Genomic DNA, 23097 nt, shown 5'->3' on the forward strand with positions numbered 1-23097 from the left:
ACCAGTTGGCGTAGTATTCATATAGTTTGAGAGGAAGAATATGAGGTATAGAGAATGAGAGCGAGCAATATTGAATTGTTGCGTATCATTTCGATGATACTGATTATTATGCATCATTTTAGCGTGCACGGTTGTTTCCCCTTTACGTCAGATTTAACGTTTAATAAGGTGTTTCTCCAAGTATTTGCACTTGGAGGCAAGGCTGGTGTAGTCGCCTTTGTTATGATAACAGGCTATTTTATGGTTTCTAGTAGCTTCAAGCTGCACAAGTTTGCCAAGTTAGTAGGGCAAATATGGTTTTACAGCATTGCCATGTTGGGCGTGGCTATGGGTTTAGGACTCGATACGGTGACGTCAAGAAACATGATGCTTGCGCTATTGCCCATTGGCGCCATGAGTTGGTTCGCTCAGAATTTTTTAGTCCTCTATTTACTAACGCCTATTATTAATCGAGTACTTCGTTGGCTACAGCATAAATACTACGTTATGCTTCTAGTGGTTTCTACGGTAATTTGGTTCTTAATACCGACGGCATTGAATTTGTGGCCTAATGTACCGCATACCACCTTTGGATTCAAACATATTTTTTCCTTTGTTATATTCTATTCGATGGGAGCGTACATCAAGCTGTACGGCTCACATATAACAAAGAAAATAGGTATTATTTTTAGCGCCATAGGCTTTGTAGGGGCCTTTCTAGGGGACATCCTTGTCGATGTACTAGCCATGACGAATCCAGCGTATATGAAACAGATTTTCTACTTTACGCAAAATGATTATGGCTTCTTTCAATTGCTATTAGGTATTGGCTTATTTATTATTTTTTTGAAAGCAAAGATCACTTATCGTCCTTGGATTAATGTGGTAGCATCTACTACCTTTGGCATATACCTATTGCATGATAATAAGCTATTCCTTCATTACATGTGGGACAATGTATTGGCAACATATCAGTACTATGATTCAATACTATTACCTCTGTATGCGATTCTTGTAGTGGCGCTTATTTTTGTCATCGGTATGATTGTAGACTATGTGCGGTTGGCTTTCATAGAAAAACCTGTGATGAAAGCAATCACGCCGAGCCTCGAGCGAATTCAGTCAAGGGTTGAGAAAGTACTGCCATTATAATGCGATTATCGGTGTTTTTTGGTATAATATATAAGTATTCTTACCATAAAACGGGAGGTAATTATAATGCGTAAATTCTTGTATATGTTAGCGGGATTGCTTGTATTAATTGGCATTAGCACAAACGATGTAGAAGCTCGTCAAGATGTGTATGCTACGACATATCTCGGTAATAACTGGTATGTAGATCAAGACTCTGTAAAGCGAGTGGGGGATATACTCAACTTTACGGTGTACACAACAGCAGGTCTTAGCTATAAAGTGACATCTAGCGATGATAACTATTACAATGCAGACGTGTTTTACGATAATAATAAACTCGTATCGGATAATGGCCAATCCGTCTGGAAATCTCCAGGCATGATGGCAGCTATGCGCGTGGCGCGTAGATAAACAAGAAGGCAGAAACAAAGTGTTTCTGCCTTCTTATTGGTTTTGGAAAAAGCAAATAGCCCTTCGTTACCGCTTGGTAGCTAGATAAAACGAAAAGGCCATTTCCTAATTTCTATTAAGTTTCGAGATGAGCCCGACGCAACTACTCGTCTGACTATCTACCTATATTATAGAGATAAAGATATGTATCGTCAAATTGAGATGAAATACTTTATAACAATGTACTCATATTTGATAATGAATGAATGCTAATTAAATAGTTATAAAACTGCGTATGACTAAAACTACATATTAATAATAACTACATATAAATAATCATAAAAAGCTGTACATACATAGATTAGATTGAACGGCTTTGATGTCAAAACCAATTTAACATCAAAGGTAGTTCAAATCGACTATGTGTGTACAGCTTTTGTATTTCTGTGTTTTTGTGTGTTAGTGTATTTGTGTGAAAGCAGTCATTAGATTACTATAAAATCTTGCTTTACTATTTTTCTAGTTTATCTACTAAGCGTTTTACCGTTTCTTGGAGATCTTTATTTTGTGTTTCTAATGCTTGTACGCGTTGTTCTAGTGCGTTATAAGAGGCAGGGGACATAGCAGTAGACAAAGATTTTCCCGGTTTATAGGTGATGCCTACATTGGCCATAACGTGATTGTTCATCGTAAACCCTGTGGTGAGTAAAAGATTATCTTTGTGATAATAGCCTACACCTAGAGCTACTGCATTCGCATTTTTATAATGACCGTAGCCTGCCATGTATTGAATGCGATTATCTGGATCATATGGTAGTGGATGCAATGCGGCTAACGCAGCGGCACGAGCATCGCCTTTATTGGATTCCGTTTCGACACGTTGTACCTCTTGAGATACATGTTGTACAGATTTTTCAATGGTACTGATAGAATTATTAAGCTGTTGACTTGTACTTTTACCAAGGGTATCAATCATTTGATGAACGCCGTAGAGTTGGGATCCGTTGATTGCATCAGTAGAGGTAGCACTCACGCGACCTGCTGCGAGATTGGTGATCGTCCGTTCCTTGCCCTTAGCCCCTACGGATACTGTTGATACAGGGGCGGTGCCGGCATAGTTGACGGTAGTACCATTTTCAAAGGTATGACTTGCTGTACCGACTACATCGCCGTCAGCGGAATCATTGCCAAGGACGACTCCGTTTTTTAGAGAGGTAGTCACATTATTGCCGAGAACAAAGGTGTTTTCTCCCGAAATGTGGTTGTAATTACCTATACTGTAAGAATTGGCCGCATCAATAGCTGTTTCATTGTATTTGCCCTGGCCGAATACACCGGATGCGGTCGCTTTTTCAGATAGTGTGTTATAAGAGCCTACGGCCAAACCTTTTGCGGCTTTTACATTTACATAATGCCCCACGGCAAGGTCGAACTGCCCATTTACTGTCGAATTTGATCCGATGGCTACAGAATTGCTGGCTTTACTGTTAGCACCTTGGAAGTTCCCAATCCACACGTTTTTATCACCTGCGGAGTTTTCCCCTGATTGAGTCCCCATGACAATGGAGTTCGTCAACTGGCTCGCATTACCTGCGGCGAAACCGACGGTTACGTTAAAATCGCCAGTACTGCCTCGAAAGGACTTCGCCCCAAGGTTGATATTGCCACCGCCTGATGAGCCGGCTCCAGCAGCTGCACCCAAGGCTATGTTATTGCCTTGGGCATTGGGCCCCTTACCTTTTCCGTTCGCCGCACCGGCGTTCTCACCGAGGGTGATGTTGCCGCCTGTTCCTGCGGTGAAAGTTTGACCTTCCTTGCCGATGTTACCGTTGTTATCAACGATATTAACCGGCGCCGCATAAACTGAGGCGGATAAAGCTACCATTACAACACTTGCTAATACAAAACGTTTCTTACTCATCGTATACACTCCTTTGTGTACAAACAAACTTTCACAAAACTTTCATAAAAAGACTTACATGGCTACTATAATACCAAAAAGGTATATTGTAAATAGAATATTCACATAATTCCAATAAATATACAATATATTCTATAGGTATTTATAGTTAATAAGAAACCTTTGATACATATTTATAAAGTTTAAATATTTATTTATTCTATAAATTGCATTCTAGTATTTTATATGTATAAATAGGATTCTATATGCATTGACAATCCTCTATATATTTATATAAAATAGAAATAATTTCATGTTTTGTTCATGATGAAATCATGAGTCATCGACGTGTGTAATCGTGTGTAATTAAGTATTAAGTACATAAATAAGTACGTAAATAAGTACGTAATTAAGTGCATAATGAGAAGTGTGTTTGTACGTAAGAGTGTGTAATGAAATATATAATCGTGTTGATGAGTGCCCTTTGCATGTTCGTTATGCCCGTATCGGGGGAGCAGGTAAATAAAGCAGAGCAGCCTATACAGGGGACTACGGTAAAACAAGTTCATAGTGAAAGTAAGACCGTATTATCTGACGACTTAGATACATTCCATGTTAATTCGTCTCATACTCCAGATCATGTCATCGGTCAGGGCGGATTGGAGATGCCGGACTCAACGGATAAAAAGACGACTCGTTATTCCGATACGGATGCGGTCAACTCTGCGTTGCAGGCGGTGGTCATGACTGGTGTTCATTCCGCAATGCACGGATCGAAGGCGAAACCGTGGATGCAGCGAACCGTCTTGTCATTGCGCTTTCAGAAAAACTGGAAGCCCTTGTACGGTGTGGAAACATTGCAGCCGTTAGGTCATTATGATGAGACATCTCGTCATGTGTGGTTTACACAGGAGCGGTTGGCGAATGCAGCGGATACAGGAACGACGGCGAATGTGGGTATCGGCTATCGCCGAATTGCAGCGAATGATGAACACTATTACGGTGGCAATTTATTTTATGATCATCGGTTCAGAGGCAATCACGGTCGCATGAGTGTTGGGCTAGAGTACGTGTCGGGGATTGGTGCGTTTCGCATGAACTGGTATCGCGGTGTGTCCGGCGAGCGTTCCCTTGATGGTGCGACGCGCATGGAAAATGTGTCTAACGGATATACTGCGGAGTACGGGACTAGCTTCAAGAATGCTCGTTGGGCTCGTGTGTATATGGAGGCTTATCGTTGGCAGTTGCGACGCAGTGCGGATAAGCATGGTTTGCGCATCGGTACCGAGTTGCAGCTCACACCGAGGATTTCTGTTGATATGGGCTATAATAAACCGGAGCATAAGCACGGTAGCCCTTACGGTAAGGTTATGTTCCGTCTAGCCGGTGTCGATACGGCTTGGTTTGGTGGTAACCATCGATCGGATACAAAAACATCGGTTCGTGCTAATATGTTGGAAAATGTGCGTCGTCAACATACGGTGCACGTTGATTGATAGATTGATATATATATATATATTTATTATTTTGATAAAAGCCGCATAAGAATCTATATTTATCTTTTAGATAAAAGCAACATAAGGAACTGTTTTATAGTATCAGATGATTGTCATTTGATATGAAAAGACAGTTCCTTTTTTATACATTAATTCATAAAAATTTATTCTGTTTACAAAATAAAAAAAGAGTGGCACAATATTCATGAAGATATAATGAAGAATTAGTTACGCGTGGAATTCATTGGGGAATGGAGAGGATAAAATGAGCAAGCGTAAACTTATATTATCTGTGTTGATTAATGGTGTGTTGTTATCGAGCCTATATGTGGCCGGAGCGGTGGATGTGGCACCAGGCAGCGGGAACGGTGTAGCTATTGGCACGGGCAGTAATGCACCGAAGGCGGAAAACGTAGCCATTGGCAAAGGGGCTACTATAGCGTATTCGGGTGGTGTCGGACAGCCGTCCACAGGTGATATTGTAATTGGTGGAAAGGCACATATTAATAATTATATTGATCAAGGTGGCGGCATTGCCATAGGTGCGAATTCATTCGTCGAAAATATGGTAGGCGGAATGGAAAGAGCGTTTGATTTTAATCAGGCTGGATATAAAAATTTTTTGGGTATACCTTTCGGGTTCCCAAAAAATCCTGAAAAGATGGTAACCGGAATGGCTATTGGTCAAAACACCTATGCTCGTTCTGGCAGTATTATGTTGGGGACCCATAATTATAAAGGAAAATTAGGTGATGTGGATGTAGATAGTTCTAATACCAAAAATAATAATGGACATTTATTTTCCACAACTATAGGAGCAAATAGTTATTCTAATGGTTTGTTTTCTTCTATTGTAGGGGCTTATTCGATTGCCTCTTCAGGTTATCCTACCACTGCCGCTGATGCCACTAAGAATTTTGGTGCTACTATTACAGGGTCTTTAAATAGTATTGAATCGGCAAGTGCTAGCTCTCAATACTCTGGTGTTGCAAATAGTATCGTAGGCACGGCCAATCGGACCTTTAACTCCAATGGGTCTCTCGTATTTGGTGCTGGGAATGAAATAACGAATTCTGTAACCAGTATTTCAGCGCCAAGTTCGGGCGGTAATTCCGCTAAGGAATTATCTGAGAAATTACGTTCTGCTGTCAAAAATTCTAACGGTGGCGGTTCTACTATGGCATTTGGTAGCGGTAATAAGGCGGATTATACACTTCGCTCCGCACTTATGGGTGTAAATAACACATTGACTGGCTCTCAAGGCAATGAGAGTACGAATACCATGTTGACGGGCTTTCACAATACGGCGGATAAGGTGTCCAATACGACCGTAATAGGGTCTGAAAATACGGTGACTAATTCTAAGAACGGTCTTGTAATGGGGGATAATCATGAGGTAAAAGATGCCAATCATGCGGTTCTCATCGGTTCTACAGACAGCAAGACTACGACATCTGTTAATAATGCGGTCGCTGTCGGACATAATACGAATGTAACTGTGGAGGGTGGTGTTGCATTGGGCAGCGAATCGAAGGCTACTGTGGCGGCTGGATCCGTTGGGTATGATCCGAGTACAAAGGCACAGTCCACGAATACGGATTCTACGTGGAAGGCGACTAAATCGGCCGTATCTGTCGGTGATGCAAATAACAATATTACGCGTCAGATTACATCCGTAGCAGCCGGCACAAAGGATACGGATGCGGTGAATGTGGCACAGCTCAAAAAGTTGCAAAATCAAGTGAATGCGAACGGCTCCACTACCGTCAGTGCAGGTAAACATATTAATGTGACAACTACGACGAACGGAACGACTAAAGATTATAAGGTAAGCCTATCTGACGATATAACGAATCAGATTACAAATAACACGACAAACATTAACAATATACAAGGTGATGTGACCAATATTAAAAAGAATGTAACCAATATTCAGGGCGACATTACTAATATCAAGCAGGATGTAACGAATATGGGGCGGAATGTAGCTCGCCTCGATAAAAAGGTTAACAAATCTGTGGCCGGAGCGGCTGCACTTGCCGCCTTGCATCCGTTGGATTTCGATCCTGATGCAAAATGGGACTTTGCTGCTGGTTATGGCCACTATCATGACGGCAACGCCGCTGCATTGGGGGCTTTTTACAGACCGAATGAGGACTTGCAGTTTAGCGTAGGATCTACTGTTGGTAATGGCGAAACTGTTGTAAATGCAGGTATGTCTGTGAAAGTAGGTGCTCACAGTAATGTATCTCGTTCTCGTGTAGCTATCGGTAAGGAAGTTTTGGAACTTAAGAAAACTGTAGCGGCACAAAATGCACAGATTCAAAAGTTGACTGCTCTTTTGAATGGCTTGGCTGGAACAAATATGAAGGCGGACCGCAGCACATTATTCCCTGATGTGTCGAATAATCACTGGGCATATGCGGCGGTTAGCGATCTATCTCGACGGGGTCTTGTGGAAGGCTATCCTGATGGTACATTCGGAGGAGACCGTATGTTGACCCGTTATGAATTTGCTCAAATTGTGTACCGAGCTATTCAAAACGGTGTTGTCGTCGATGATCGACTCGTATCTGAATTTGGTCCTGAAATGGCGTTATTCCGTGTGGATACTATTGCCAAGAATCATGAAGGACAACCAACTATTGAACGTGTAAGGGTTAATAAAAAATAGAATATATATATGATTTATATTGTGAAAGCCGAGGCTCTAGGGCCTCGGCTTTTTCGTGTACCTGTAGGTGATAAATTTTCTGTATATAAAATTATCTTATCTATGAAAGCATTAAACTGAAAAGTCTAAAAATATGAAATTGATTACGTAATTACAATAATCGTTATATTCCGATATGTGGATTTATCGTAATATTTGATAGGAAAGATGAAGATTCTATTTCTTAAAATTAAAAAATATTAAATATGAAATAAATAAACGACAAAAATGAAGAAAAGATGGAAAAGTCGTTTACAAGATAGAAATTTTTTGATATTGTATTGCCGTGGGTGAGTATATGATGAAGAATCATGAATAATTATAGTATTCGTATCGTAATTGAGAATACTAGTATTTGGTGTAAGAAGTGTAGATGATAATCAATCTTTATACTTCTTCTTTTTATTATCTTTGCAATATTATGCAACACAAGTGATGTGTTTTACTGAGGTTTCGGTAAGAAAGGATAATCATGAATCGAATTTATAATGTGATTTGGAGTAAGACTAAAAAATGCTACGTAGTAGTATCTGAAATCGTAAAAACAGGTGGCGGTAAAGCAAAATCCGTACAAACTAATACAACTTGGGCACGCATGAGTGCAATCATGGCGGTGGCCGCATTATTGATGGGTGGTAATATTACTACGGTTCATGCTGATACATATACTGCAATGACTATTGATAATGTAAATGGAGCTGGTTATGCTACTGGTAAGGTAGATTATAGTGAAGGTAGTTATTTATATAACTATCAAAACCCTGGGAACTTGACACCATTTGATAATAGTCATTTGTACAATGGCACAGATAGAGGTAACTATACAGAAAATAGCTTTGCCGGCATTGCTATCGGTAAAAATACAAATATTCAGGAAACTGGTAATCCAACTTATTATTCCGGTTTAGCTATCGGTAACTATGCTCAGGCCACAGGCGGTATTTCCTTTGCGTTGGGTCATTATGCTCAGGCTTTATCACCATCTGCTATGGCTCTTGGTACAGCTACAAAGGCGAGCGGCTTTAACTCCTTGGCTATGATGCGTCAATCTGCTGCAGAAGGTGAGTTCTCTACAGCATTGGGTACTGCATCTTGGGCAAAGGGTAATGGTAGTTTTGCTATGGGTTACTCCGCTACAGCAAAAGCGGATCAATCCATCGCAATCGGTGCGGCAGAAACTATAAAATTACCTGGTCAACAACATGGTACTCCAAGTGCTAAATATAATGGCGATGGTAATACCGTAACAGAAGGGGCTCGTTCTCTTGCTTTCGGTACAAAAGCTCGTACTGCAGTTGGTGCAGATGATTCTATGGCATTCGGTTCTTCATCCAGCACTGGTGGCGCCAATGCGGTAGCTATGGGTTATAGTGCTAATGCTAGTGCAGAGAATGCCTTTGCCATCGGTAATACCGCGCAATCATCCGCACAAAATGCCGTGGCAATGGGTAAAAGTGCAAATGCAAGTGGTGTAAGCAGCTTTGCTATGGGTAGTAGTTCTAATGCTGCTGGTGCTGATGCTATCGCTATGGGTAGTTCTTCTCAAGCAAAATTATCCAACTCCATCGCATTGGGTGGTAATGCAAAATCCTTGGGTGCTGATGCGCTTGCACTTGGCGGTGCGGCGAATGCCTCTAAAGATGGTGCCATTGCAATCGGTAAAGAAGCAAAAGCAAACAATACAAATACGACAGCTATCGGTCTTGGTGCAACTGTTACAGGTACTAACTCCATGGCTATCGGTACAAATGCCGTTGCAGAATCCAATAACTCCTTGGCATTGGGTACTGGTACGGAAGTAAGAGGTGCCTTGGTTAATGGTTTTTCTGCTTTTACTAACCAACAAAATAACAATATTGCAAACGGTGTAGTTGCGGTAGGTAACGTAGGTTCTGAACGCCGTATCATCAACGTGGCGGGCGGTGAAAACGATACTGACGCAACAAATGTAAAACAATTAAAATTTGTAAACAGTAACTTGGCAAAATCCATCGCAGGTCCTACTTATACGGGCTATGAAGTGAATGGTTCTACATATAAAGCGCCTGATTTCAATATCAAGAACAGCACATACCATACGGTAAAAGAAGCTGTTGAAGCGGCGCAAACGAATTTCTTCAGTGCTAAAGGCACATCTGCCGATGCAAACTACGATAACACAGGTGCTACAGGCAATAACGCGACAGCAGCCGGTGTACGTACTTCTGCAGCAGGTAACTTTGCTACAGCTGTCGGGGCTGATGCGACTGCAGCTAATGCGAACAGCACAGCGATCGGTTATAAAGCTAAATCCAGCGTAGATGACGGCGTTGCATTGGGTGCGAATTCCGTTGCTTCCGTTGCGGCCGGTAAAGCAGGTTATAATGTTAAAACTGCAGACAGCCGTACAAACGGATATAGCGGATTGACAGGCGCTGCGTTGACATCCACAATGGGTGCGGTTTCCGTAGGTGACGGTGGTACAAAAACTCGTCAAATCACAAATGTGGCTGCAGGTACTGCGGATACTGATGCTGTTAACGTGGCTCAATTGCGCAATGTTAATTTGAAAGTAGCCGGCAACAGCGGTAACAATGACGTTTTATTAGACAATCAAACACTGACTGTAAAAGGCGATGGTTCTTATGTTACGACATCTGTTAATAACCAAACAATTGATGTGGCGTTGACTGATGCAACTAAGAAAAAAATCGATAATGCTGCAAATCAAGATTTATCTAATATTACCAATGCTGGTAAAAAGAATATTACCGCATTAGGTACTATTGTACAGGCAGGTAATAATGTAACTGTTGGGGCTCCTACAGTGGATGCTACTACAGGTCAAAAAACATATACTGTAAACGGCATGGATACAAAGGTATCCTTGGGTACTAGTGGTTTAATGACACTTTCAGGTGGTCAACCTGATGCAAGCGGTGTACGTAATTACACTGTGGACGTAGATCCAACAAAAGTGGCAAAAACTGACTTGAACAATATTACTGACGGTGGTAAATCTGTTATTCGAGATGAAGCGCAAAAAGCAGTTAAAGTTGTTGCCGGTAAAAACACAACGATTACAGAAGGTACTGACGGTACATATAAAACATATAAAGTTGACGTAGACGCTCCTGACTATCAATTAGTTGAAAACAGCAGTGCTGCTGATAAAGCTTACACTGTATCTGGCAATAAAGTTGACTTGACTGTACAAGATGCTAAAAATCCTGCGAATAAGAAAACTGTAACTATCAAGGATATTGCATCCAAAACAGAACTTGATGATACAAAAACGGAGCTTATCAATAAAGGTTTGAAATTCGATGCTGATAATGGCGGCGAAAAAACAAATAAATTAGGCTCCAAGGTAACTGTAGCTGGTGATGGTACTAACATTGACACTACTATTACACAAACTGGTGACGATACAACAATTAAGGTTGCATTAGGTAAAGACATCAATGTTAATACAGTAACTGCTACAAAAACTGTAAAAGCTGGTACTGCTACTATGGGCAACCAAGCTGTAACAGACAACAAGGCAGCTACTCAAAATGGTAATTTTGTATCCGGTTTGGATAATAAATCTTGGACATTAACTGATCCTGCCTTTGTATCTGGTCGTGCGGCAACAGAAGATCAACTTAAAATTGTTAGCGATGCTGTGAAAGCGGCTAACTCAAGTGCTACGGACTACCGTTTAATCGCTAATCCGAACAATGCGGCAGATGGCTCTTATAAAGTTGATAACAATAAAGTTGATTTGCAAGTGAAGGACGATAAATCCGGTACAGTTAACACTGTAACAATCAAGGATATTGCGTCTAAAACAGAACTTGATAAGGTAAAAGATCGTTCCGTGAAATACGACGGTGAAACTGACAAAGATACAGTAACTTTGGAAGGTCCTAACGGTACAAAAATTACCAACTTGAAAGATGGTAATGTAGCAGCAGGCTCCAAAGATGCTGTAAACGGCGGTCAATTACATCAAGTTAAGCAGGATCTTGGTGACCAAATCACAAATACTAAAAATGATTTAAACAATAAGATTGATACAACTAAACAAGATCTTATTGATAAGGGTCTTAAATTCGACGCTAATAACGGCGGTGAAAAAACAAATAAATTGGGCTCCAAAGTAGCAGTTAAAGGTGATAACTCCAATATCATTACGGAAATCTCTCAAGACGGTAACGGCGATAGCACAATTGATGTGAAACTTGGCAAAGATCTCAAAGTTGAAACGATTACTGCTACCGGTGCAAACGGTAAAGACGGTAAAATCGGTATCAACGGTAAAGACGGTGTAACAACTAATATTTCCGTTACTCGTGACGGTCAACCTGGTGTTGATGGTGCAGCAGGTACAACTACAACTCGTATCGTGTACCAAAAACCTGATGGTTCTAACGAAGAAGTGGCAACCTTGAACGACGGCCTTAAATTCAAAGGCGACATGGGTGCTACATCCAATGTTAAACTTAACAAACAAGTGGACATCACAGGTGGTGTAACAAGTGCTTCCGATCTTGCTACAGGTAATAATATCGGCGTTACTTCTGCGGCTGTTGGCGCTGATGGCAATGCAAAGTTACAATTGCAATTAGCGAAAAACTTGACTGGTTTGCAATCTGTAACGGCATCCGACACTGTGAAAGCAGGTACTGCAACTGTAGGTAATCATACGGTAGCAGATAACAAAGGTGCTAACCAAACTGGTAATTTTGTAACAGGCTTAGATAATAGAACTTGGGATATTTCAGATCCTACGTATGTAGAAGGACGCGCAGCGACAGAAGACCAACTTAAGAAGGTTAGCGATGCTTTGAAAGCGTCTAATGCAAGTGCTACAGATTACCGCTTAATTGCTAATCCGAATAACGCGGCAGACGGTTCTTATAAAGTTGATAACAATCAAGTTGACTTGAAGGTAAAAGACGAAAAATCCAGTGATGTTAAAACGGTAACGATTAAGGATATTGCGTCCAAAACTGAACTTGATAAAGTAAAAGATCGCTCCGTAAAATACGACGGTAATACAGGTCATGACACAGTAACATTAGAAGGTGCTAACGGTACAAAAATTACTAACTTGAAAGATGGTAACGTAGCGGCTGGCTCCAAAGATGCTGTAAACGGCGGTCAATTACATCAAGTTAAACAAGACCTTGGCGATCAAATTACGAATACCAAGAATGACTTGATTAATACAGGTCTCAAATTCGATGCCAATGTAGGCGGCGTACAAACTAACAAATTAGGATCTACTGTTACAATTCAAGGTGAAGGCACTGCAGCTGACGCTGACTACAGTGGTGAAAATATCAAAACTTTCATCAAACAGGATGCGGCAACAGGCAACACGACTATTGACGTGAAGATGAATAAAAATCTTATCGCTGATACCATTAAGGTTAATAAAAACGGTAAAGACGGTAAGGACGGCGTAACAATTACAGGTCCTACAGGCGTAGCCGGTCAGTATGGCAATAATGGTAAAGTAGGCATCACAGGTGCTGACGGTAAGGATGCTGTATCCATGTCCGGTAAGGACGGCGTAGGCCACATCGGCTTGACAGGCCCTGCCGGCACTAACGGCGTGAACGGTACTAATGGTATCGACTTGTCCGTAAAACCTGGTTACGATGATCCTGCTACCGGCGTTAAAGGCGAAAAAGGTGTAGACGGTACAAACGGTCTTACACGTATCGTTTACAAAGACGGCAACGGCGAACACCAAGTTGCGACTATGGAGGATGGTTTACAATTCACTGGTAACAATTCTGGTACCGTGAATAAACAAAAATTGAACTCCTTGGTGAAAGTACAAGGTGAAGGCGTAACTGAATCTGAATCTGCAGCGTTCAAGAGCGCAGCCGGCAATATCAACGTAAAAGCTGATGGCACTAACAAATTGGAACTTCAATTGGCGAAAGACCTTAAAAATCTTGATTCCGTAACGGCGGCTAAGACTGTGAAAGCAGGCGGTGCTACTATGGGTGGTCAAACTGTTAATAACGCAGCTGGTGACAGCGAAACAGGCAACTATGTAACAGGTCTTGATAATAAAGATTGGGATGCAGATAAGATTGTATCCGGTCGTGCCGCAACAGAAGATCAGTTGAAAAAAGCGTTGGATGCTCAAAGTGCTAACTCCACTGATTATCGTTTGATTAGAAATCAAGCGGCAGGCTCCAATGGAGACTACACTGTGGATGCGAACGGCGATGTAGCGTTGACTGTACAAGATAAGAATCATCCAGATAAAACAGAAACCATTACCATCAAAGACGTTGCTTCTAAATCCAAACTTGATAAATTGAATGACCGTGCTGTTAAGTATGATTTGGACCCTACTGGTAATCCTGATAAATCCAAGGTAACTTACGAAGGTCCTGCATATAACAACAAACAAGGCGGTACTCACGTAACGAATGTGGCATATGCTACAGGCAACGATGGTAGCGAAGCGGTTAATGTGGACTACTTGAATGACAAAATCAAGGATAGTGCGGACGCATTGACTAATAAAGGTTTGAAATTCGATGCTAACCAAGGCGGCGAAAAAACTAACAAGCTTGGCTCTAAAGTGACTATTAAAGGTGAAGGTACTGCAGCTGACGGAGATTACAGCGGCGAAAACATCAAGACTTTCATCAAGCAAGATGCACAAACCGGTGATACTACTATTGACGTGAAGATGAATAAAAACCTTAAAGCTGAATCCGTGAAAGTTGGCAAAGACGGTAAGAACGGCGTGTCCATTACAGGTCCTGACACTGCGAACGGTACAGACGGCAAGGTAGCTGTTACCGGTAAGGACGGTAAAGAAGCTGTATCTATGTCCGGTAAAGACGGCGTAGGTCACATCGGTCTTAACGGTAAAGACGGCCGTAGCGCTGACATTTCTGTTGAAAAAGGTGATCCGGACCTCAACGGTAACGAAATCACTCGTATTAAATACACTGATGAAAAGGGTAAGACACATCAAGTGGCAACCAAAGATGACGGTATGGCTTACGGCGGTGATTCCGGCGACGTTATCAAGAAAAAACTTAATGAACAATTGGACATTAAGGGTGGCGTAACAAACGAAGCTGATTTGACTGAAAACAATATTGGCGTTATCAGCAAAAATAATATCCTCAATGTTCGTTTGGCAAAAGACCTTAAAGACTTGAACTCCATTACTTTCAACAACGGAGCTAACGGTGCAAACGGTAAAACCGTTGTGAACGGCGAAGGCATGACTATTAAAGATGCAGCAGGCAATCCGTTGACAGCTGTTACAAAAGACGGCGTGAAGATTACCGATGGCCCATCCATGACGAAGGACGGCATCGATGCAGCGGGCAAGAAGGTTACTAACGTTCAAGACGGTAATGTTGCAAAAGATAGCAAAGATGCTGTAAACGGTGGACAATTGCATACAGCTATTGAAGACATCAAATCCACAGGCTTCGGTCTTAAAGCGGAAGACGGTAACTCCGTGAAGAAACCTCTTGGCGAGACAATCGACCTAAAAGGTGACGGCAATATCAAAACTTCCGTAGATAACGGCGCTATCAAGATGGCCTTGAACGATAAGATCACTCTTGGCCAAGACCCAGCAAAACAAGTTAAGATTGACGGTTCCGAAGGTACTGTTACAGCCGGCAATGGCGACAAAGAAGTTAAGTTGGATGGCGCTGCAGGTACAATTACAGCTGGTAAAGGTGATAATCAAGTTAAGATTGACGGCAACAACGGTTCCGTAACGGCAAATACTGTGAAAGCCGGCGACGTAGTTGTAGGTAAGCAAACTTCTGACGGTAAAGAAGGCAACTTCGTAACAGGGTTGGATAACAAAACTTGGGATCCTGAAAACCCTGTAGCTGTTCCTGGTCGTGCCGCAACAGAAGATCAATTGAAAGCTGTTAATGATGACTTCAACAACAAGGCTAGAACAGGCCGTGTATTCCAAGGTGACCAACCTGGCGATAGCGGTAAAGTGGTTCGTGGATTGGGAGATACTATGAACCTTACTGGTGGGGCTGATGTGAACCGTTTGGCAGATAATAATATCGGTGTTGTGAAAAATGCTGCTGGTGATGGTTATAACATTAAGTTGGCTAAAGACTTGAAAGGTCTTGAGTCCGTAACGACTACGGATGCTGCTGGTAATACAACTGTTATGAACGGTGGCGGTATGACAATTACACCTGCTCAAGGTAATGCTGTAAGTCTTACTAAAGACGGCCTCAATAATGGTGGTAATAGAATTACTAATGTAGGCCCTGGTGTAGATGGTACTGATGCGGTTAACGTAAATCAATTGAGCAGTGCTATGCGTAGCGTGGATGGTAAAATCGCTGATGTAGGTGCTACTAGTGCGGCTATTTCCGGCCTCAAACCATTACAATATGATCCATTGGAACCAACTCAAGTATTGGCTGCTGTAGGCCATTATAAAGGCAGCACCGCTGCAGCTGTAGGCGTGGCGCACTATACTAATGAATCTACAATGTTCCATATGGGCGTATCTCTTGGCGGTCATGACAACATGATTAATGCGGGCGTATCCTACAAATTTGGTACATCCGACGCCAAGAAAGCGGTTCCTGCACGTTACAAAGCCGGCCCTATCAGCTCTGCGTATGTATTGCAGGATGAAGTGACTGCTTTAAAAGCTGAAAATGAACGCATGAAACAACATGACTTAGAGTTAACTGCTAAATATGATCAAGTACAACGCGATAATGAAGAAATGAAAGCTCAAATCGCATTGTTGATGCAACAAGCAGGTCTTACAAAATAATCGAATCTGAATATTCGAGTTCTTAACCACTCATGTAAGGATTGTGAAAGCCGCCCTTTCCGGGGCGGCTCATCATAAGGAGGAAGTATGAAATTCAAAACATTTATGCCTGTATTGGCACTTGCGTGTGTATGCGCGGTAGGTCAAGCGGATGCGGCTCAAGATCGATTGATGATGCCGGAACAACCAGCTGAACCGTTGAATATTCTTGAAGTAGAAGGTGCTTTAGAGGTACCTAGCGAAGAAGTTCGCGATGTAGTCAATGCTTTCACACAATTCCAATTGGACCAAAAGGGCAAACGTATTATGGACGATTCCCGTGTTATGACCGGTCAAGAGCGGTATCGTAACAATGTGTTGTACTACATGAACGTTCGTCGCAGCTGGTACATCGTGAGCCATCGTTATAAAAATGACAGCTATGCGCGCATGGCGTTAGATCGTTTGTACAACGATTACAAACAGTTCTTTACAGAACATGCGATTGTATCTGAAGACGCTAAATTGGACTATGCGCAACAAATCATCGACATCTTGGATCGTAATACAGCCAATGTACATGATGATGAATTGCGTTTCTACATGAACGAAATGGTCATCTTCAGTTTGAATGAAGCTATGAAAGACGGCAATAATCGCGTGAAACCTGTGGATGAAAAAGCAGCTCCTGCAATGGACGAACTTCATACAGTGGATCTTCGCAAAGCGATTTATGCACCAACAATTCAGTAAGATATGGTGTAAGTAATAAACCGATAATTTAATTAAATATTGTAATTGAATTAGGGACAGTTTCATTAGATTCTGTGATAATACACTGATAACTAAATAATATTTAGAATGTATGGTGTTTATAAAAGCCGGGGCATAGATTGCCTCGGCTTTTGTTATGTATAAATTGAAATTGTTACATGCAAATATGTAAATTTAATGGCGTAAATGTATCGAAAAGATGAAGATTTTATTTCCTAATTATTAATTTTGTTAAATAAACCATAAAAATGAATGAAACATGAAAAATTTGTTTACAATATAGATTTTTTTTGATATGGTATACGAGTAGATGAGTATATGATAACAATCTGTAATAAGTGTAATATTTGACTTGTTATGCTGAATATTGTTGGTTTGTATTAGAAGTATAGATGATTTTTATATCTATTACTTCTTATTTTTATTATAGTTTTATATAAGGTTAGATAGTTATTACGCAATGAAAATGTAGTACGAAAGGAACATTATGAATCGAATTTATAAAGTCATTTGGAATCGGGTGAAAAACTGTTATGTAGTTGTGTCCGAAATTGCTAATAATCGCGGGAAAATTAATGGAAGAAGCACAACATGCGTTGGTACACTTTTATGTGTTTTGGCACTGGTAGGCGGTATATTATCTCCACTGAATACTGCTAATGCAGTAAATCCTGCGGGGACTGGCGCAGGGGTATCATGGGGAAATGGCACGAATAGTGGCACAGATCAAAATAATGTAGCCATTGGCGGTTATGCGCAGGCCCTTGGACCGGTTTCCTTGGCATTAGGTGCGCATAGTAATTCTTCTGCTTCATATTCAACCGCTATCGGTGGAGGAACACAATCTACTGCGGAAAACGCGACAGCTATTGGTGGTGTAGCCAAGGCACAAGGGAAAAATGCTACCGCTATTGGGGCAAAAGCCGAAGCTAATGGAGAGTATGCTACCACTATCGGTGCAGGTGCAAAAGCGGATAATACCTATGCTATAGCCATCGGCAGCCTCTCTCATGCTACTGAGGTATCCTCGTTAGCGATGGGAAATAATTCAAAAGCTACTAATACTTATGCTTATGCAATCGGTGGGAGCGCGGAGGCTAAAGGCAGATGGAGTATCGCCATGGGGACAAATGCAGTGGCCGAAGATGATGCCAGCGTGTCTATTGGTACCTGGTCAAAAGCTACTACTGGACAGTCCGTGGCTGTAGGTTATCTAGCTAACGCGAAACAATTAGGGGCAACGGCACTTGGCAGACAGACGAATGCTAGCGCAGTAGATGCAACTGCTATAGGATCTGGATCTAATTCTACTGCTGAAAACGGTACAGCTATAGGTAAAAATGCTTCGGTCAGTGCGAAAAATAGCGTCGCTATCGGTACTGGGGCGAAAGCAACCAATGAAAATGCGGTGGCTCTCGGCACCGGTTCTGAAACTGCTGCAGCGGTAGCAACAGCCTCTGAGTCAGTTAATGGAGTAGTACATAACTTTGCAGGTATAACTCCTGGTTCCACAGTTAGCGTAGGTAAGACAGGTATGGAACGGACGGTTACCAATGTAGCGGCCGGCCGTATTTCCGCTACATCTACAGATGCTATTAACGGCAGTCAACTGTATGCAGTGACTACGGAAGTGAATAAGGGCACAGTTTATGCAGGAGATGTAAAAGGTACGGGGGCTACAGATAATAAGTTTACCCAAAGACTGGGGGCACAAACTAATATCGTTGGTGGCGTAGCCGATACATCCAAATTGAGTGATAACAATATTGGAGTGGTATCTAATGGCACAGATACATTGAACGTGAAATTGGCTAAAGAACTGAAAGACCTAACTAGTGTGACTGCTGGTGATACAGTGATGAACACGGATGGTGTGACGATCACTGGAGGCCCTAAAATTGTAAAAACTGGCATTGATGCAGGAAATAAACAAATCGTCAATGTGGCTAGCGGCGGAGACGTAACGACGAATGGTGCCAATATTGGCGATATTAACCGTATCATTACGGCGAAGGATAAGCATGTGACTGGCGGTTCAGTGACTTATCAAGCAAATGGTGAGGGTGCCGCAAATCTAACCGGCACAAACGGATTGACTGCCAACGTAAGTGGATTGAAAAATAACTATGTTACGAGTGGCAGTATTTCTAATGACGGCAAAGTGTTGACACTAGAACGTAACGATACGGGCAAAGTTAATGTTGATTTGAGTAATATATTTACTGAGGTAGCAAAGGGAGATTACCGTTTGGTAGAAAATCCTGAAGCGGGTAGCCAGGGTAAATATAAGGCTGATAGCAATGGAAATATGGTATTGACTGTAGCAAATGATAAAGGCGACAAAAAACAAGTTACATTGACAGATATTGCATCGAAGGCGCAACAAGATAATAATACATCAAGTATTACTACAATCAATACAACTCTTGATAAAGGCTTGAACTTTGCCGGTGATACCGGTGCTGTGAGCAACAGAAAATTAGGCGATACCGTAACTGTTAAAGGCGGTGCTACAGGCGCATTGTCCGACGGTAATATCGGTGTTGAATCCGACGGCAATGGCACATTGAATGTGAAATTGGCGAAAACGTTAAGCGGTTTAGATAGCGTGACAGCTGGTGGTACTACTATCAACAACAGCGGTTTGACTGTAGGTGGTAAGAACTATGTATCTCCAACAGGTCTCAATGCGAATGATCAAAAAATTACCAATGTTTCTGATGGTACTGTAGGTGCAGGTAGCAAAGACGCTGTAAACGGCGGTCAATTACACGATGCTAAAAACGAATTAAATACTAATATCAGTAATGCTAAAACTGATCTTATCAACAAAGGCCTTCGTTTCGATGCTGATAATAACGCTGAAAAAACGAATAAACTTGGTTCTAAAGTAACAGTCAATGGTGATAACAATATCACTACTGAAATTACGCAGACTGGTGATGACACTACAATCGGCGTTAAATTGAACAAAAATCTTAATGTTCAAACATTGACGGCTACAGATACCGTGAAAGCTGGCGGCGTAACAATGGGTAAACACGCTGATTCTAACAACTATGTAACTGGTCTTGATAATAAAGACTGGGATGTTAATACGTCTAATCCTGTAAGCGGTCGCGCTGCTACAGAAGATCAATTGAGAAAAATCAGCGATGTAATTAAGAGCCAAGGTGCTGCTGCTACAGATTACCGTTTGGTGAAAAATGCAGCTGCTGCAGATGAGGCTTATACAGTTGATTCTAACGGTGATGTTGACTTAACTGTAGAAGATAAAAACCATGCAGGTAGTAAAGAAACAGTTAAGATTAAGGATGTTGCCTCTAAATCTAAATTAGATAAAGTTATCAATGACGGCTTGAAATTCGATGCCAATACAGGTGGCGAAAAAACGAATAAATTGGGGTCCAAGGTATCCGTGAAAGGGGATAATTCCAACATCATTACAAGTATCTCCCAAGATGCGAACGGTGACAGCACCATTGATGTGAAACTCGGCAAAGACCTTAAGACCGAAACGATTACCGCTACCGGTAAAGATGGCAAGGACGGCAAGATCGGCATCAACGGTAAAGACGGTGTTACGACGAATATTTCCGTAACCCGTGACGGCAAGCCGGGCGTCGACGGTGCCGCCGGCACGACCACTACGCGCATTGTGTATCAAAAACCGGACGGCACGAACGAAGAAGTGGCGAACCTAAATGATGGTATGATGTACGGTGGCGATACAGGTAATGTGATTAAAAAGAAACTTAACAATCAAGTGAATGTTAAGGGCGGTATCTCCGATGAAAGCAAATTAGCGACTGAAGACAACATCGGTGTTGTTTCCGACGGTTCCGATACATTGAAATTGCGCTTGGCGAAAGAATTGAAAGGCTTGACGTCTGCTACTTTCACAAACGGCGGCAATAATACTGTTATCAATGGTGATGGTATGACAATCACACCTGCTGGCGGTAATGCAGTGAGTCTTACAAAAGACGGCTTAAATAACGGCGGTAACAAGATTACGAATGTAGCTGACGGCACGGACCCTAACGATGCGGTTAATAAATCTCAATTGGATAAAGCTACAGCAGCCGCATCTACAACGGTATCGGCAGGTAATAATATTACTGTGACACCTAGCACCAATGCGAATGGTTCCAAGAACTATGAAGTAAGTCTCAAAGACCAAGTGACATTGGGCTCTGATGCTACAAAACAAATCGCGATGGACGGTACTACAGGCACAATCAAAGCCGGTGATAAAGTGACAATCGACGGCAACAAAGGTACTATTAAAGCTGGCAACGTAACAATTGACGGTGAAAACGGTACCATTAAAGCTGGCGACAAGGTAACTATTGACGGTAAAGATGGTAAGATTGCAGCAGGTAAGGTATCTGTTGATGGTAAAGACGGTTATGTGACAGGTTTGGAAAACAAAGATTGGGATCCTAACAACATCACAAGCGGTCGTGCTGCTACAGAAGATCAATTGCAAAAATCTCACAAATCCTTGGATAATAAGATTACTAACCTAGGTGATGAAATCACGAAAAAAGGTATGAATTTCGCCGGTAATACAGGTGAATTCCACCGTGATTTAGGCCAAAAGGTTACTATCAAAGGTGAAGGTACAGAAGCCGATGATAAATACTCTGGTGAAAATATTAAAACCGTAGCCGACCAAAATGGTAATGTTACTATCAAGATGGCGAAAAACCTTAAGACTGACAGCTTGACTACCGATAAGGTAAAAGTTGGTAAAAACGGTAAGGATGGCGTATCCATTACTGGGCCTAATGGCGTTGACGGTACAGACGGCAAGGTAGGCATTACTGGTAAAGACGGTAAAGATGCTGTATCTATGTCCGGCAAAGACGGTGTTGGTCATATCGGTTTAACTGGCAAAGACGGCCGTAATGCGGATATTACCGTTGATAAAGGTGATCCAGACTTAGACGGTAACAACATCACTCGTATTAAATACCAAGACGAAAACGGTAAGATCCACCAAGTGGCAACTAAAGATGATGGTATGAAATACGGTGGCGATAGCGGTTCCGTAATCAAGAAAAAGCTTAACGAACAAGTTAATGTAGTGGGTGGCATTACTGATGCTAGTAAGTTGACTACAGAAGATAATTTAGGTGTCGTATCCGATGGTACTGGCAACCTTAAGGTTCGTATGGCGAAAGACTTGAAAGGTCTTGAAACAGTAACAACTAAGGATGCTGCAGGTAATACGACAGTTATGAACGGTGGCGGTGTAACAATTACACCTGCTAGCGGTAATGCTGTAAGTCTTACTAAAGATGGCCTCAACAACGGCGGTAATACAATTACCAATGTAGGCCCTGGCGTAAACGGCACGGATGCAGTTAACGTAAATCAATTGAAAGGTGCTACAGATGGGTTAGCTAATGCTATTAACTCCGTAGCGGGCGAAACACAACGTGTAGGCGCTCATGCGGCGGCTATGTCTGCATTGAAACCTATTCAATATGATCCATTGGAACCAACTCAAGTGATGGCCGGTATCGGTAATTACAGAGGTGAAACTGCGGCGGCTCTTGGCGTTGCACATTACACAGCAGAAGATACAATGTTCCATGTAGGTGTATCTGTTGGTAGCCACCATAACATGGTGAATGCTGGTGTAACTCATAAATTCGGTACTTCCGATGCGAAGAAAGCAGTTCCTGAACGTTACAAAGGCGGTCCTATCAGCTCCATGTACGTAATGCAAGATGAAATGACTGCATTGAAAGCTGAAAATGCACGCATGCAAGAAAGACTCAACGAATTGTCTTCCGTTAAGGCTGATAATGCTCGTATGCAACAACATGATCTAGAGTTAACTGCTAAATACGATCAAGTACAACGAGATAATGAAGAAATGAAAGCTCAAATCGCATTACTTATGCAACAAGTGGGTCTTTCTAAATAAGGGAGAATT

The 23097-nt window shown here is 41.8% G+C and carries 8 protein-coding genes; 7 read left to right on the plus strand and 1 reads right to left on the minus strand.

From position 1 onward, the window contains the following. Positions 1-54 precede the first annotated feature (54 nt). Together RYO55_RS00380 and RYO55_RS00385 are read left to right on the plus strand one after the other, a co-directional pair. Complete coding sequence (locus tag RYO55_RS00380) at positions 55-1131, plus strand: acyltransferase family protein (protein WP_314983633.1); 1077 nt, start codon at positions 55-57, stop codon at positions 1129-1131. A gap of 66 nt (positions 1132-1197) precedes the next feature. Next, positions 1198-1524, plus strand: a complete 327-nt coding sequence (locus RYO55_RS00385; RefSeq protein WP_295817711.1) for a Tat pathway signal protein — start codon at positions 1198-1200, stop codon at positions 1522-1524. Between the two features lie 490 nt (positions 1525-2014). Here RYO55_RS00385 and RYO55_RS00390 read toward each other — a convergent pair whose 3' ends face one another. After that, complete coding sequence (locus RYO55_RS00390; protein WP_314983636.1) at positions 2015-3424, minus strand: YadA-like family protein; 1410 nt, start codon at positions 3422-3424, stop codon at positions 2015-2017. Between the two features lie 431 nt (positions 3425-3855). On the opposite strand from RYO55_RS00390, the gene RYO55_RS00395 reads away from it, so the two are divergent. From RYO55_RS00395 to RYO55_RS00415, 5 genes are all read left to right on the plus strand, one after another. Beyond that, a complete protein-coding gene (locus tag RYO55_RS00395; protein ID WP_314983638.1) occupies positions 3856-4899 on the plus strand; it encodes an inverse autotransporter beta domain-containing protein in 1044 nt (347 codons plus the stop codon). Between the two features lie 265 nt (positions 4900-5164). Beyond that, the gene (locus RYO55_RS00400) at positions 5165-7573 is read left to right on the plus strand and encodes an S-layer homology domain-containing protein (protein ID WP_314983640.1); all 2409 of its coding nucleotides are present in this window, start codon (positions 5165-5167) and stop codon (positions 7571-7573) included. A gap of 511 nt (positions 7574-8084) precedes the next feature. Continuing rightward, a complete protein-coding gene (locus tag RYO55_RS00405) occupies positions 8085-16394 on the plus strand; it encodes a YadA-like family protein (RefSeq protein ID WP_314983641.1) in 8310 nt (2769 codons plus the stop codon). An 87-nt stretch (positions 16395-16481) separates the two neighbouring features. Then, on the plus strand, positions 16482-17126 hold the full coding sequence (locus RYO55_RS00410; RefSeq protein WP_314983643.1) for a hypothetical protein: 645 nt from the start codon (positions 16482-16484) through the stop codon (positions 17124-17126). Between the two features lie 508 nt (positions 17127-17634). Further along, a complete protein-coding gene (locus tag RYO55_RS00415) occupies positions 17635-23088 on the plus strand; it encodes an ESPR-type extended signal peptide-containing protein (protein WP_314983645.1) in 5454 nt (1817 codons plus the stop codon). The last annotated feature ends 9 nt before the right edge of the window (positions 23089-23097 follow it).

This window comes from uncultured Veillonella sp., assembly GCF_963551295.1.
Lineage (GTDB): Bacteria > Bacillota > Negativicutes > Veillonellales > Veillonellaceae > Veillonella.

Coding starts and splice junctions, on each gene's coding strand:
- RYO55_RS00380 (WP_314983633.1), top strand. CDS start 55: ATGAGAGCGAGCAATATTGAATTGTTGCGTATCATTTCGATGATACTG.
- RYO55_RS00385 (WP_295817711.1), top strand. CDS start 1,198: ATGCGTAAATTCTTGTATATGTTAGCGGGATTGCTTGTATTAATTGGC.
- RYO55_RS00390 (WP_314983636.1), bottom strand. CDS start 3,424: ATGAGTAAGAAACGTTTTGTATTAGCAAGTGTTGTAATGGTAGCTTTA.
- RYO55_RS00395 (WP_314983638.1), top strand. CDS start 3,856: ATGAAATATATAATCGTGTTGATGAGTGCCCTTTGCATGTTCGTTATG.
- RYO55_RS00400 (WP_314983640.1), top strand. CDS start 5,165: ATGAGCAAGCGTAAACTTATATTATCTGTGTTGATTAATGGTGTGTTG.
- RYO55_RS00405 (WP_314983641.1), top strand. CDS start 8,085: ATGAATCGAATTTATAATGTGATTTGGAGTAAGACTAAAAAATGCTAC.
- RYO55_RS00410 (WP_314983643.1), top strand. CDS start 16,482: ATGAAATTCAAAACATTTATGCCTGTATTGGCACTTGCGTGTGTATGC.
- RYO55_RS00415 (WP_314983645.1), top strand. CDS start 17,635: ATGAATCGAATTTATAAAGTCATTTGGAATCGGGTGAAAAACTGTTAT.